Annotated in this window: 15 protein-coding genes, 1 rRNA gene and 1 riboswitch; of the genes, 7 read left to right on the top strand and 9 right to left on the bottom strand. The window is 40.7% G+C overall.

The features are described from left to right. A 16S ribosomal RNA gene (locus tag M2369_RS03055) occupies positions 1-184 on the bottom strand; the annotation flags it as partial. Between the two features lie 436 nt (positions 185-620). Continuing rightward, positions 621-723: riboswitch (TPP riboswitch) on the top strand. Between the two features lie 96 nt (positions 724-819). Here M2369_RS03055 and thiT point away from each other — a divergent pair. Next, positions 820-1,395 carry an energy-coupled thiamine transporter ThiT gene (thiT, locus tag M2369_RS03060; RefSeq protein WP_259253387.1) on the top strand — a complete coding sequence of 192 codons (576 nt, stop codon included), beginning with the start codon at positions 820-822 and terminating at the stop codon, positions 1,393-1,395. Between the two features lie 239 nt (positions 1,396-1,634). Here the strand turns inward: thiT and M2369_RS03065 are convergent, their stop codons facing one another. Beyond that, complete coding sequence (locus tag M2369_RS03065; protein WP_024719667.1) at positions 1,635-2,189, bottom strand: GNAT family N-acetyltransferase; 555 nt, start codon at positions 2,187-2,189, stop codon at positions 1,635-1,637. 170 nt (positions 2,190-2,359) lie between these two features. Between M2369_RS03065 and M2369_RS03070 the strand changes: the two genes are divergently transcribed. Genes M2369_RS03070 through ftsW form a run of 3 tightly spaced genes read left to right on the top strand, consistent with a single transcriptional unit; the run spans position 2,360 to position 5,306 of the window. After that, complete coding sequence (locus tag M2369_RS03070) at positions 2,360-2,998, top strand: DUF1232 domain-containing protein (protein ID WP_041507659.1); 639 nt, start codon at positions 2,360-2,362, stop codon at positions 2,996-2,998. Between the two features lie 14 nt (positions 2,999-3,012). Beyond that, positions 3,013-4,167, top strand: coding sequence for a rod shape-determining protein RodA (rodA, locus tag M2369_RS03075; protein WP_259253388.1), 1,155 nt, complete (start codon positions 3,013-3,015; stop codon positions 4,165-4,167). A gap of 5 nt (positions 4,168-4,172) precedes the next feature. After that, positions 4,173-5,306: a putative lipid II flippase FtsW gene (ftsW, locus tag M2369_RS03080; protein WP_396126103.1), complete on the top strand. Its 1,134-nt coding sequence runs from the start codon at positions 4,173-4,175 to the stop codon at positions 5,304-5,306. A gap of 31 nt (positions 5,307-5,337) precedes the next feature. On the opposite strand, the gene M2369_RS03085 is transcribed toward ftsW, so the two are convergent. Next, the gene (locus tag M2369_RS03085; protein ID WP_007500611.1) at positions 5,338-6,885 is read right to left on the bottom strand and encodes a flotillin lipid rafts scaffold protein FloT; all 1,548 of its coding nucleotides are present in this window, start codon (positions 6,883-6,885) and stop codon (positions 5,338-5,340) included. A gap of 11 nt (positions 6,886-6,896) precedes the next feature. Continuing rightward, entirely contained in the window at positions 6,897-7,427 is a 531-nt protein-coding gene (locus tag M2369_RS03090) for an NfeD family membrane protein (RefSeq protein WP_017367919.1), read from the bottom strand. 205 nt (positions 7,428-7,632) lie between these two features. Between M2369_RS03090 and M2369_RS03095 the strand changes: the two genes are divergently transcribed. Next, the gene (locus M2369_RS03095) at positions 7,633-8,112 is read left to right on the top strand and encodes a DinB family protein (RefSeq protein WP_045035273.1); all 480 of its coding nucleotides are present in this window, start codon (positions 7,633-7,635) and stop codon (positions 8,110-8,112) included. A 40-nt stretch (positions 8,113-8,152) separates the two neighbouring features. Here the strand turns inward: M2369_RS03095 and gbsB are convergent, their stop codons facing one another. Then, positions 8,153-9,361, bottom strand: a complete 1,209-nt coding sequence (gene gbsB / locus M2369_RS03100) for a choline dehydrogenase (RefSeq protein WP_061420009.1) — start codon at positions 9,359-9,361, stop codon at positions 8,153-8,155. A 27-nt stretch (positions 9,362-9,388) separates the two neighbouring features. Further along, complete coding sequence (betB, locus tag M2369_RS03105) at positions 9,389-10,858, bottom strand: betaine-aldehyde dehydrogenase (RefSeq protein WP_058336836.1); 1,470 nt, start codon at positions 10,856-10,858, stop codon at positions 9,389-9,391. 207 nt (positions 10,859-11,065) lie between these two features. Here betB and cudC point away from each other — a divergent pair, with 207 nt between their 5' ends. Further along, positions 11,066-11,623, top strand: coding sequence for a transcriptional regulator GbsR (gene cudC / locus M2369_RS03110; RefSeq protein WP_024719673.1), 558 nt, complete (start codon positions 11,066-11,068; stop codon positions 11,621-11,623). 284 nt (positions 11,624-11,907) lie between these two features. On the opposite strand, the gene M2369_RS03115 is transcribed toward cudC, so the two are convergent. Together M2369_RS03115 and M2369_RS03120 are read right to left on the bottom strand one after the other, a co-directional pair. Next, a complete protein-coding gene (locus tag M2369_RS03115) occupies positions 11,908-12,069 on the bottom strand; it encodes a RapH phosphatase inhibitor (RefSeq protein ID WP_117616612.1) in 162 nt (53 codons plus the stop codon). Then, entirely contained in the window at positions 12,059-13,177 is a 1,119-nt protein-coding gene (locus M2369_RS03120) for a response regulator aspartate phosphatase (RefSeq protein WP_056702386.1), read from the bottom strand. The genes M2369_RS03115 and M2369_RS03120 overlap by 11 nt, the downstream gene beginning before the upstream one ends. Positions 13,178-13,464: 287 nt before the next feature. On the opposite strand from M2369_RS03120, the gene M2369_RS03125 reads away from it, so the two are divergent. Continuing rightward, positions 13,465-13,800, top strand: a complete 336-nt coding sequence (locus M2369_RS03125) for a YolD-like family protein (protein WP_056702387.1) — start codon at positions 13,465-13,467, stop codon at positions 13,798-13,800. A 67-nt stretch (positions 13,801-13,867) separates the two neighbouring features. Here M2369_RS03125 and M2369_RS03130 read toward each other — a convergent pair whose 3' ends face one another. Further along, positions 13,868-14,668: a peptidoglycan recognition protein family protein gene (locus M2369_RS03130; RefSeq protein ID WP_056702388.1), complete on the bottom strand. Its 801-nt coding sequence runs from the start codon at positions 14,666-14,668 to the stop codon at positions 13,868-13,870. Between the last annotated feature and the right edge of the window lie 7 nt (positions 14,669-14,675).

The following is a 14,675-nucleotide window of genomic DNA, read 5'->3' on the forward strand; positions in this document are numbered from 1 at the left end:
AGGAACTATCCGGTATTAGCTCCGGTTTCCCGGAGTTATCCCAGTCTTACAGGCAGGTTACCCACGTGTTACTCACCCGTCCGCCGCTAACATCCAGGAGCAAGCTCCCTTCTGTCCGCTCGACTTGCATGTATTAGGCACGCCGCCAGCGTTCGTCCTGAGCCAGGATCAAACTCTCCGAGGTATGCAGGATGCATATCACACATGCGTTGCTACACGATGTAGCGAACTTAGCATGTGATCATTTCCTCCCTCGCCAGTTTGACTGACTACCTATGATGTATCATAGGATTTTTTTATAAAAACTCGAATTAACAGGTACGTTTTGTCTTGTTTAGTTTTCAAAGATCATTTTCGTTATCGCTCAGAAGCGACTTTATTAATATAACATTCTATCAAGATGAAGTCAACAACTTTTTTCTTGAATGTTATTTCTCAACCGCGCTGTTTCAGCGGCGAATACAAATATAACACCTTTTAAAAGAAGAAACAAGTATTTTTTCTAAATAATTTATTTTTCCTGATCTCTTCCTATATATTCGTACAAAAAGGGCTTAACTCCGTAATTCACTATTGTTGATCCTGTAGGTCTTTAGTATATTTATAATAGATTGAAATTTAATAACCGCAGGGGGAGCCTCGTGCTGAGAGTGAACAATTCGTTGTTCTGACCCTTTGAACCTGTCAGTTAATACTGAAGTAGGAATGTGGAATCACTTGCACACATGCATGTATGCAAGCCGATATGTTTTTCTATGAATCACATACTCATCCTGACATGGTCTCTCCTTGCACAATTCGTGAAAAGGGGATTTTTTTATGCAGCAATCAAATCAATTAGTACGACTGATGGAGATCGCCATCATGACTTCTCTTGCACTTGTTTTAGATTATTTATCAGGTCTCTTTTTAAGAATGCCAAACGGCGGGTCAATTGCACTGATCATGATTCCTGTCATTCTCATGTCCATTAGATGGGGCTTGTCTGCTGGATTTATCATCGGTGTGTTAATCGCAGGACTACAGCTGATGAACAATCCTATTATTGCTACACCTGTACAAGGATTTCTCGATTACTTTGTCGCATCTGTTGTGATTTGTTTAAGCGGGCTATTCTCAGGATCAATTAAAAAAGCCATTCAGGATAAAAAGCGAAAGAAACAATTCTTCTATATTATCCTAGCTGTATTTGTCGCCAGTTTCTTCAGACTTTTGACGTTCTTTATTTCAGGTGTAGTTTTCTTTTCTCATTATGCACCAAAAGGAACACCAGGATGGGTGTATTCATTAGTTTATAACAGCACATATATGATTCCTTCATTTATCATTTGTAGTATTGTTCTTTGTTTACTCATCCCTAGTGCGTCTCGTTTGGTTTTTCCTCGACAAAAATAACCCAGCTGTTTCAGCGGGTTATTTTTTATGCATAATTTGCTGCTCTATTGAATCTATTAATAGTAGAAGATTTCATGCTGGAGGTACGACAATGAATCCTTACTCCATTATGCTGTGCTGTTACATCCTCAGTATCGCCTACTTTTTGGCAAGTTTCTATGAGGCATTAAAAATAGCAGGTGTGAAAGGAAAAGTAGAGGCTTCTCCTTTTATATCTTATATTTTACTCGCCACCCTTTTTACTTTTTTCTCTCATTATTACTGGAAGCTGACGATATAATTTGTTGAACATGATCGCTTAGGACAGACAGTTCCCATCCATACCCTATTTCTTCATGGTTCTCACCAGCCAGCTCGAACTGGCTGGTGACGGCAAAACTAGGTTGAAGTTTTTGATAAAATTGCTTCGCTGAATTTTGCTCAAATACCCAGAGCAGCATATTCTGATAGCCTTTCTCTATTAAATAATCCACACCTTTTGCAATCAAAGCCATCCCCGCTCCTGATTTCTGTTTTCTCTGCAACAAATAGATGGCATAAAGCTCACCATCATATATTGAATATCTCTCATCACGCTGTTTTCCGAAGGAAGCAAAACCAAATACTCCGTCAGCATCCTCTGCGACAAACGTGCCTTCAAGCGACCTGCTTCTCCAGCTCTCTTCCCGCTCCTCTACATTTAAAGCATCTAAATACTCTTGTGAAATAATGCCGTGATAAGTCGTTTGCCAGCTCTTCACATGAATTTCGGCAATTTTAGGAATATCATTATGTACTGCATGTCTAACCTTCATCTGCACACCCCTTTTAGCCATTTCTTACTCTATGTTTCATATGATAAGTTGCTATTTTATAAAATTCAATCCTTAATGGATATTCGTTGACATTTTGTCAACACCCCTATATATTGGGTACGACTTCTTCTATTGAAGAGTTGAACTTTATGAAAAGGGGGAAGAAAGAGATGGAATTTAAAACAACTGAGCTTCGGCAGTTTTTAAAAGAACAACTGCAAATACGTTCTCTTTCATTAAGAGAACTCAGTACACAAACAGAAATTGATAAAGCCACACTGTCTAGAATCATGAACGGAAAAAGAAAACCGACTTTGAACCATTTACAGCGGCTTTCAGATGCTCTACACATTTCTTTAGATCATCTATTGGCCACGGCTGGATTTTCAATTAAAAACGAAAGAGTTCACGGTAATACGTTCATTCAAGCAGTAGAAGAGATTGAGCGAACGCTGAAAGATCATGATGTCTATGACGGGAAATTCAGCGAGAATGAACTGAAACAGAAGCTAAATGAATATGAGACCTATAGTCAATCAGACGAGGGAAAAGAAACGATCTCAGCAAAGTTTGAAAAAAAGATAGATACGATAAGTGGTGTTGGGCCATTTCTTGATCAATTGAAAAGCATGTACTGCTCGTTCATGAGCGGACGGGGGACTTCTCGAGAATTGATGTTGATGGGAGGCGCATTACTTTACTTCATTATGCCCGTTGATTTAATACCAGATTATATTTTTCCGATCGGCTATATTGATGACGCTGCAGCGGTGCAGGTCGTATTAAACCAGCTGACAAATAGGTCATAGCAGGTGACAGAGACATGAAAAAACAGAACAGCATTGACTTCGCATTATTATTCACTGTCATTTGCTTCTTTGTGATCAGCCTACTGGCTGTGTATAGCGGATCGGGACAGTATGAAACGCAAGATATGTTTTATTTCGTCAAAAGACAAGTTTTCTGGTATATCGTCGGCTTTGGCCTTATGGCGGCAGTTGCTTACTTTGATTATGAACTGCTTGAGCGGTTATCTTTTCGATTATTTGCAGCTGGTCTCTTCCTCATCATTCTCGTTCATTTTTTTGGCACGAATCAAAATGGCTCCCAAAGATGGATCAGCTTGGGGCCCATGAAAGTGCAACCATCAGAATTTATGAAAATTTTTGTCATTCTTCTGTTAGCGGCTATTTTAAATCGATACAAACATCAGCGCTTTTCGTTTAAAGAAAGCATGATTCCTACAATGAACATCATATGCTGGACCGCTGTTCCTTTTTTCCTGATTTTAATTCAGCCAGATTTGGGGACGGCACTTGTGATCTTGTCTATTGCTTTTACACTGATGCTTGTGTCAGGCATTTCAAGTAAGATGATCGCTGCATTAATCGCTTCTTTTCTCGCGCTTCTTGCATTTTTGACCTACTTGCACAATGAACATTTTGAGCACTTTACAAAAGTGATTAAACCTCATCAGCTTGATCGCATTTATGGATGGCTCTCTCCTGATAAATTTGATTCGACATATGGGTATCAACTGAAACAAGCAATGCTTGGCATTGGGTCAGGGCAATTATCAGGAAGCGGGTATACAAAAGGAAATCAAGTACAAGGGGGAAATATCCCTGAAGCCCATACAGATTTTATATTTGCAGTCATTGGCGAGGAATTTGGTTTTATCGGCGCCTCCCTATTGATCTGTTTATATCTTATGATGGTCTATCGAATGATTCATGTGGCTATGCATGCGAATACCCTTTATGGGCTTTATATATGTGCTGGGGTGGTTGGGCTGATCGTCTTTCAAGTCTTCCAAAACGTTGGGATGACAGTAGGGCTAATGCCTGTGACTGGTCTTGCCCTTCCTTTTATCAGCTATGGGGGCAGTGCGCTTTTAACCAATATGATCGCCATTGGCCTTGTGTTTAGTGTCAATCTGAGGTCCTCATCCTACATGTTTGGACGTAACTGGGATTGAAGGTGATGTCATTGATTCTTTCTCACCTAAAAAAAATCGACCACATTCTTGCTGGGACGATTGTTTGTCTTTGTTTCTTTGGATTACTGATGGTGTACAGTGCGAGTTATCCTTTAGGCGAAATAAAATATGGACAGGGTAGCTACTTCTTCATGAAACAGTGGCAATGGCTTTTGATTGGGTTCTTCTTTTTCATCGCTGCGGCCCTTGTTCCATATCAAGCTTACCGTAAATGGATTCGGTGGCTTGTGATGCTGTCATTGTTATGTCTTCTCCTTGTCCTGCTTCCTGGAATCGGTGTTGTCAAAAATAATTCACAACGATGGATTCAATTGGGCTCTCTGATCATCCAACCGTCTGAGGCTGTGAAATTAGTGGTGATCATCTATTTTGCCTATGTATATGCAAGGAAACAAGCGTACATTACATCCTTTAAAAAAGGAGTACTACCTCCACTTCTTCTTTTAAGTCTAGCTTTTTTATTGATTTTAAAACAGCCAGATTTAGGTACAGCAGTTTCTATTTTATTGAGCTGCGGTATCGTCTTATTATGTGCTGGACTTAAAACACGCCACCTCATTCTACTAGGTTCGGCGGCTGCGGCAGGGATCACTTTTTTTGCTGTGACCGCTACTTATCGTTTGAAACGGATCACTTCTTTTCGTGATCCTTTCATGTATGAAGATGGAGATGGTTATCAGCTGATCCATTCCTATCTCGCCATGGATTCAGGAGGACTGACCGGGAATGGTTTAGGCGGAAGCATACAAAAACTAGGATTTCTTCCTGAAGCCCATACAGATTTTATTATGGCCATCATTAGTGAAGAGCTGGGAATCATGGGGCTGTTGTTTGTGATGGGTGCCTACCTACTCATCATGTATCGCGCCGTTCGAATCGTTCAAGGTTTACAAGATCCATTTGGAAAGCTATTAACGATCGGGCTTACTTTTCAAATTATGATTCAAGCAGCCTTTAATCTAGGAGCTGTCTTTGGGCTTCTCCCCATTACAGGCATTCCTCTTCCCTTTATTAGCTACGGCGGATCTTCATTGGTGTTCATGATGATATCTGCAGGCATTCTTGTGAATCTCTCTTCATCTATCAAAAGACACCGGCATGTGCCCCAAGTAAAATAGACACCCTCTATCAGAAGGTGTCTTTTGATTTTTATTCTTCTATTTGACGATCAGCGATTTCTTTTTTTCTTGGCTGTTTGATTTCATTCGTCAGTTCTTGGATGCTTTGTTTCACATTGCCTTTGCCAGAGAAATTCTCAATAATTTCTTTAACATCAATTCCAGAGGAAGCTTTCAGACTTTCTTGAAGACTGGACATAAGGTTTGTCGCATAGCTGGTCACTTTGTTGGCGCCGCTGCCTTCCCCGTTACCACCTGTATCAACAACTGTAATTTTATCAATGTTAGAAAGTGGAGCAGATACTTGTTTCGCATATTCAGGTAGCATTTTCACAATCATATCAAGAATCGCCGCTTGACCATACTGTTCGAATGCTTCTGCAATTTTCTCTTTCGCTTCTGCTTCCGCAAGTCCTTTCAACCTAATGACTTCTGCTTCTGTTTCCCCTTTTGCACGATCGGCTTCCGCTTTGGCAAGCCCGTCAATCCGAACTTTCTCTGCTTCTGCTTTTGCCATTGCTTCAATGCTGTATTTCTTCGCATCTGCTTCTGCAAGACGCTTCGCTTTTTCCGCCGCAGCCGACTGCTCAACAGCATAACGGTCCGCATCTGCTTTCTTTTTCACTTCAGAATCGTATTGACGCTCACGACGCTGGATCTCTTTTTCTTCTAATTCAATTTGCTTCTGACGTTCAATGATTTTGACTTGCATTTCTTGTTCAGTTACGTGCTGACGATTACGAGCTGTTTCAAGATCGTACGCTTGGTCAGCGCTTGCTTTTGCTGTATCTTGTTCACGTCTGAATTCTGCTCTTTTCAGCTCATTGATTTTTTCTGCTTCAGCGATTTCAGTGGCACGCTCAAGCTCAGATTTCTTCGCATCTTTATCTGCTTCTGCACGTTTGATACGTGTTTCTTTATCTGCTTCTGCTGTCGCAATATCTGCATCGCGTTTCACTTGAGCAATTCTAGGTTTACCTAGTGATTCTAAATAGCCATTTTTATCACGGACATCTTTGATTGTAAACGATACAATGACAAGACCCATTTTCGCTAGATCTTGAGAAGCGACACGCTGTACTTCTTGAGAAAATTTCTCTCTGTTTTTATAAATCTCTTCAACTGTCATTGACCCTAAAATGGAGCGAAGGTGTCCTTCTAGTACTTCTCTTGCTTCATTTTCACGATCTTCTTTTGTTTTCCCTAAAAACTGCTCTGCAGCAGTGGCGATTTCTTCAATTGATCCGCCAATTTTAATGATGGCCGTTCCATCCGCCATGACCGGTACACCCTGTTCAGTATAGACTTCAGGCGTTGAAACATCTAGCTTGCTAGATAGTAAGCTGAGCGGCTCTGCTTGTTGAAAAACAGGGAGTACAAAGGTACCTCCACCTCTTACAATCTTAATCTTGTTTCCACCTTCATCCACGTGAACATTTTTACTTCCGAGGTAACTTCCTGTGACGATTAATGCTTCATCTGGACCAGCAGTCCGGTATTTCGAAACAAATACACCAATAAGTGCAATGAGAATCACAAGCACAATTCCAATAATAATTAATATGGTTGTTCCTGGCATAGCATTCCCTCCTAGATTTCTTCATTTGGTATAACAGATAACACGCCTTTGTTCACTTCGACGACCAGCACCCGGGTTCCATATGGAATCTCCTCTTCGTCGAAACTGACGGCAGGCTTTGAGATTTTTCCGCTGTTACTAATTAACAGCACTTCTCCAAACCCATCTTTTGGTACAGATACAATGATCTCCCCAGTTCTTCCTTTTAGGTCGGCCTCCGTATATGAAAGAGATTCTTCAGCAGAGGAAAGCGGGACTAAGACAAATACATGTAAACAAGTAACGAGAACCACTGCGAGGATGGCAGATAATACGGCGCCAAGTCCACTTCCTACAATTGCTGTTTTTTCAGAGATAAATCCTCCAGCCGAGAAAAAGGTAAGAAATGCGAGGATCAATGTTGGTTGAAGGAACGGGACAGGAATCGCTTCAAACAATCCATCAAATACATCGCCAAAAAAGACGAAAACAAGCGTCAGGATTCCTGATACCATCAATATGTATAAGTACAGCGTCTGAAGAGGCAGCCCAAACACATCCATCTTCCTCACCCTTTCTTTATGAAATGAGCAGCTTTTCATTCATTTAGACCATGCTCACATCCAAGTGTATTCCTTCTAACAGGTAATACGAACCACTTTTGTAAAGGTTTCATTTTTCATCACAATTCATTAAAGGGTTTCTCGGATAGCTAAAGAATGATTGTCTTGTACCAGTATGATAAAATTTGATCTTGAGGTGAGAGAAATGAGTTTATTACATGAAGCAAGACAAGAATTGTGGCAAGAGCTGCAAGGATTGAGCGAAGAACAATTAAATCAAAAATTATCTGATGATACTTGGAGTATTCAAGAAGTTGCAGATCATTTAAAGAAGATGGACCTAGTTGCAGCAAAACATCTAGCTGCCGAGGGGAAAAAAGCACCGATTAAAGAATATGAGCCAAAGCCGGTGGAAATGGCAGAGGATCGTTCAAAAAAAGCCACCGCGCCTAGTATTGTTGAGCCAGAGCGGAAGCATGTGACACCTACACATTTAAAAGATGAGCTTGATACAGCTCGTGAAAAATTAAATCAAATTTTATCAACGTTTACAGAGGAAGATTTCAAACGCGTGATTGCACATCCGGTGTTTGAAGAACTTTCATTAAAGCAATACCTTGATTTTATCGGCGCACATGAAAAGCGCCATATTCATCAAATTAAAGAAATTAAAGAACAGCTATAAGATGTAAAAAAGACTCCCTTTTGGGAGCCTTTTTTCATTGTTACACTGTTTTAGGTGTTAAATCAAAGCAGCGAGCGTAAATCCAGTTGTATGCTTTTTCGTTCAGGTCTCTTGGGTTTCCAACTGTTTGCGGATCTTTCATTGCTTCTTTAGATAAACGGTCGATCATATCTTTTGGTACACCTTGTTCTTCTAATGAAGGAACTTCTAGGTCTTCCACTAAATCATACATCCAATTCACTGCTGCTTTTGCAGCTTCCTCTGTTGTCATTCTGCTTGTATCAATCCCGAATGCTTGCGCAATTCGAGCGAATTTCTCTGGGTACCCTTTCCAGTTATATTCCATGACAGGTCCCATCATTGCCGCTACACATTGACCATGTGCGACTGGAATAATGCCCCCAAGCGTTTGGCTCATCGCATGGGCTGCGCCAGCTGATTCACTGCCATAGGAAAGTCCGGCAAGCATCGCAGCTTGTGCCATACCATATCTTGCTTCCAAATCCTCTCCATCGGCAAAGGCACGGCGAATATAATGAGCAGCATATTCAATGGCCATGAGCGCTACCGCATCTGTAATTGGCTGAGCAAACTTCATCGTATAGCATTCGATCGCGTGAGCAAGCGCATCGATACCCGTCATTGCCGTCACATGCGGCGGCATAGATACATGAAGCTCAGGATCAATCACTGTTAGGTGAGCTGCAATGAGCGGTCCACCTGTGTTGAATTTGAATTCTCTTTCTTCGTCAGTGATCACTGCCCACTGCGTGACCTCTGAACCTGTACCAGCCGTTGTCGGAATTGTGGTTAACGGAGGGATTCTATTTTCAAGCGGTTTTTTCCCCTCAGCCGCTTCGTAATCAAGAACTGATCCTTCATGAGTCGCTTCCACACCGATAGCCTTCGCTGTATCCATTGAGCTTCCGCCGCCTACTGCGACTAAACCATTACAACCTTCTTTTTCATATAACGCAGATCCTTCATTCACTAAACGGACTGGCGGGTTTGGTTCTACTTTATTAAATAGAACCACATCAACTTGCGCTTCTTTTAATGAAGCAATCACTGGATCTACAACACCTGCTTGATAAATACCAGGATCTGTCACAAGCAATACCTTTGAAACGCCGTATGTTTTCACTTCTTCCCCAACATGTTTCACTGCCCCAATGCCATGCTTGATGACAGTCGGAATTTCAAACGTATGGAATTTTTGCATGCTTTCAATTTTCATATTTAACGTCATATAGAATCTCCTCCAGATAAGTGATATTTATTTAAACCAATGAACCGCTTCTGGTTTTGAATTTCGATATAAATGTTTTAGTTCCGTATATTCTTCAAGGCCCGTACGTCCTAATTCACGCCCAAGACCTGATTGTTTATACCCACCCCACGGTGCTTGGGCAAAATAAGGGTGGAAGTCGTTGATCCATACCGTGCCTAATCTTAATTGACGAGCCACTCGTTCGGCTTTGCCGATATCAGAAGACCACACCGCTCCTGCTAAACCATAAATCGTGTCATTTGCCAGCTCGATGACTTCTTCCTCTGATCGGAAGGATTCGACAGTGAGGACTGGTCCAAACACTTCTTCCTGTACAATTCGCATCTCTGATGTACAGCCTGAGAAAATCGTCGGCAAGTAGAAGAATCCTTTTTGAAGCTCCTCTGCATCAGGTCGTTTCCCACCTGTTTCTAATGTTGCACCTTCGTCTAAACCGATGCTGACGTATTTTTCTACTTTTTCTCGATGCTCAGCTGAGATAAGCGGTCCGCTCTGGGTTCCTTCATCAAAGCCGTTGCCTAGCTTGATTTTTTTCGTACGCTTCACCAGTTCTTCTAAAAATTCATCGTGAATGGATTCTTCCACTAACAAGCGTGAACCTGCTGAACACACTTGCCCTGCATGGAAAAACACAGCATTCATTGCCTGGTCAACCGCTACGTCTAAATCAGCATCTTGAAAGACGATATTCGGGTTTTTCCCGCCGAGCTCAAGGGCGATTTTCTTCACATTCCCGCTGGCTCCCTGCATGATTTTCTTACCTGTTTCAATACCGCCTGTGAATGAAATTAAATCGACTTGGTCATTGACAGCCAGCTCATCTCCAACAGTTGCTCCAGGTCCAAGCACTAAGTTGGCAACGCCTGCTGGAACACCCGCTTCTTCCATAAGTTTGAAAACTTTGATCGTGGTTAATGGTGTAATTTCACTTGGCTTTAGTACGATTGTATTTCCAGCTGCAAGGGCAGGAGCGATTTTCCAGCTCGCTTGAAGCAATGGATAGTTCCAAGGAGTGATTTGACCGCATACACCGACAGGTTCTCGGACTAATTCGCTTTTTGAGTTTGGAATAGGCGATGCAATGATTTCCCCGCCATCCTTATCAGCAAGCCCCGCATAATATTGGAACACGTTCGCAATATCGTCCATATCTGCTTTGCTTTCTTCTAATGTTTTGCCCGTATCAAGTGATTCTAATTTGGCTAATTCATCTAGGTCTCGCCTAATCAATTCCGCAATTTTGAACACAATATTTCCTCTTTCAAGTCCAGGCATGTTTGCCCAATCACCTTGATCGAAGGTTTTTCTTGCTGCCTTAATGGCTAACTGCGCGTCATTTCTTGATCCTTCACTGACTGTCGCGATCACTTCTTGATTAAATGGATTGATGATATCTCTTGTGTCGCCACTCTTAGCGCCAACCCATTGTCCATCGATAAATAGTGTTTGACTCATAGAAGGAACCTCCTCTGATTCTCTTTGGTAAGTTTGTTAAATAAAAATTTAACGTTTTGAACATAATTAACTTAACATGTTCAAATTTTTCTGTCAAAGGGTGGATATGCTTCTTTTATTTTGACATTTTGCATTCTTTCGTTAACATATAGTCCATAAAGATTTTTTTGAACGTATTGAATTCACTTAATAGAAAGCAGGGACAAGATGAAAAAGCAGGAACAGCCACAAGCAGAGGAACGCATTTTAGCTGCTAAAGATCTCGTCATTGATTCCATCGCTGAAACAATGGATCTCTATGGCATTACTAGAAGTGCGGGTATTCTATATGGGACGATGTATTTAAATGAGGAAATGACGCTGGATGAAATGCGTGAAGAGCTGCAAATGAGTAAGCCTAGTATGAGTACGGGTGTGAAAAAACTGCAAGACATGAATATTGTCAAAAAGACCTTTCACCGTGGCCGAAGAAAACACAGCTTTGTTGCTGAGAAAGACTTTTTTAAGTTTTTCATGAACTTCTTCCCGCAAAAATGGGAACGAGAGGTTGAGGTCAATCTAGCAGCGATTGAAGAAGCGCAAGAACGCCTTCAAGATGTAGCTCGTGATGAGCAGGCGGCGGAACATGAAAGAGAGGAAGCGAAACAGCTCATTGAACAGCTTGAAAGCTCAAAAGCCTATTATGATTGGCTTAGACGATTAGCCCACTCGGTTCATTCGGGAGAAATCTTTGACTATATTCCGATTGATCAGAAAGAAAAATAGCCGGGGTGTTTGTGTTTTACAGCTTGAATTTTACAGGAGGATTGATTATAATAAGTTATGTAGTAATACTTCGGGGCATTAGCTCAGCTGGGAGAGCGCTACGCTGGCAGGGTGAACGACATAACCCGAAGCAAACAGACGTTCTCTGATAAAGACTGATTTAATAAGGTTCTATGATGAGCCTTTCTGAATAAATATTTTCATTTCTGAACAAAACTGAAAGGGTTGGTCCCCAATCCGTCCCCATAAAAAAACAGACCATGCAGGGTCTGTTTTAATTTTGCCTATACGTTTTGAGAAGTTGTGTTTCGATCGATCATCGTCGTGTTTCGATCGATTTTTTGTATTTCTATTGATGTCGTGTTTCGATCAGTTGCAATAGTGTACACTCCTGCAGCTGCAATCACAGTAAGAGCAATCATCGTAAAACCCTTCTTAAAACTCATACAAACAATCCCCTCTCTGAATTTTGAGTTGTGTTTCTAATACCTTTTGATAAGCAGCTGTTGCTTCTTCAAATTGACCTTGTTTCCCATACTCATCTGCATACACTATATAGCATGCCTCAGCGTAAGCGAAAAGCTGTTTCTGTTCTAGATACTGAAACACTTCGGCCAGCTGCTCCTCATTTATATTATTAACATAAACCGCTTCTAAGAAGGTAAATAGATTTTCATAAAGCTTATTAGGGGCATCCTCAAGTATATTAGTTCCTTGTTTTAAAGATGCTTCTCCTTCTTTAAGTCTTCCTGCTTTAAATTGCGTACAGCTAATCGCAAAATACAATTTGGTAAGAAGCTCCGAATCATCATCTGCCTTTTGAATAGCCTTCTCAAAATAATTGATAGCTTCATCCCATTGACCGTCTCTATCAAATGTATGGCCAATGTTCAAAAATGCTTTAGTTAGGATTTTTTGATCTCCAATTTTCTCTGCAATTTTAATTGCATTCTTTAGATGAGGAATTGATTTATCGTGTCGAGCCAAATCATCATAATTTCCTGCAATTACAAATAAGCATTGAATTTTTCTAATCTTGTATAACTCATACTGATCGTAAATTTCAAGCGCCTTAATGATATGATGCATGGAAACATGAGTTTGTTTCATAATATAGTAGGCTTCAGCCACCTTGAAGTGAAACTCGGCTTGCTCAATATCATCTATAACTAGCGTAAGTTGTTTCTCGGCTATTTTATAGTATTGGATGGCCTGTACATATTCTTTTATACTAAACTCATACATTCCGCGAAAAAACGCATTGTAATACTGCAGCATGCCCGACAATTTATGATTGGAGTTTTCTATTTTATCAACTAAGTCTGCAATGGATAAAGAGCGTTGATCTGAGGGTTTAATATAATCAAGCATAAGCTGATGACGAAAGCACATCAATTGATAGTAAATCAGTAAATCCTGGTCTTCTTCCATTCGTTCAATTTCTTGTTCTACCTCAGCTTTCAAAATCTCTGCATCCGGTACACTAAATTGACGAATCATTTTATACCATTCATTTATTTTCACACCAACATGTGAAGAAAGAACCTTCTCCATCCCCTTACTCCCCTTCCACAAAATTCCCTTATATTACATATATTATTACATACAGGAATTTACAAAGCACCGAAAAGAAACCGCAAATAGAACAAAAAAAGAGCTCCTGTAAAGGAGCCATGTGAGTAATACATGAGTAATAGTGGTTTGATAAAGAAGTAAGTAAATCATTGAAATATACGAATTTTTTATCCCGTTTCCGCGGGTAAACCGTATATAAATTTATTATAACTCAAACTTAGACACAGAACAAACATTCGGTTATAATTTCTTTTGAGGTGGACTAAATGTGGAATACAGAAAAGGATCAAAACCGTTGGAAGATGAAGTTTATATTGCCTGAGCATAACGAAGCACTAAGGCAACTTCATCTTGCAAAACATAAGATTGAGCGGCCAACATTAAGCCCAGAACAGATTGAAGAATTTGAATATACAATAGCGACTGCTATGAGCGAAGACTCGACTCTGAATTTCGAGCTATTTGATGATGGGTTTGTTCGAGAGGTATCGGGACAAGTTGTATACGTGGACCATATAAAGAAACTGTTTCATGTAAAAGATAGCCGTTCTGATACAAATTTAATAAAATTTGCAGATATACTTAATGTAAAAACACTTTAAACAAAAAAGCCCCCATCCATTAAGGACAGGGGCTAATTTCTTTTCCTGTAGTCATATCTATAGATTTTTATTTTAATAGTTTTTCGAGAGCGGCTTTTGTCTTCGGTCCGTATATGCCATCAGGTGTTAAGCCATTCATGAGCTGGAATCGCTTGACTGCATTCGCAGTCTTGGGTCCATAGTAGCCATCAATACCGTTGTTTTTTGCCTTTTTATCCGGGTAGTAGTAAACAGCCGCTAGGGCTTCTTGTACGGCTTTTACTGCTGATCCCTTTGTAAGAGGATTCGTGACTTTTAAAATGCCGGTAGGCAGGTTGTATGACTTTTTAGCAGGCTTGGAAACTGCTGTTTTGGATGGTACTGCTGTTGTTGGTTTAACAGTCGGCTTTTTATTTGTGTGAGCAACGGCGATCCCAGCTTTGAAGCTGTCCCAACGATTAAGCAGCTTTCGCGGACAATTTTTGCCGCTCCATCTCTTATGTGGCACAACGTTGGCCAATGGAATGCCTTGCTCGGTCATCAGCTGACGAATTAGCCATTGGGCGTTCTCAACTGCCTTTTCAAAGTCCCCATCAGCATTCTCACAAATTTCGATACCAATTGATTTCATATTGCCGGTTCCCCGACCATCTCCCGCATGCCAACCGTTTTCGTTTAGCGGCAAATGCTGATAGATACAATTTTCATCCACAGTAAAGTGCCAGCTTACCCCCGTGCTAGATCGCTTAACAAAACTAGCGTGATTAGCTGCGTCTGCTCCTTTTTTAGTATTAGCAGTATTGTGGACCGTAATATATAAAGGCTTCATGTAGTTGCCAGGACGGTTCTTGTTGCTTTTCGGAATATAATCTTTAATGATTTTTACCACGTTCATC

The sequence above is a fragment of the Bacillus sp. JUb11 genome (assembly GCF_024807925.1).
GTDB classification, from domain to species: domain Bacteria; phylum Bacillota; class Bacilli; order Bacillales; family Bacillaceae; genus Bacillus; species Bacillus altitudinis.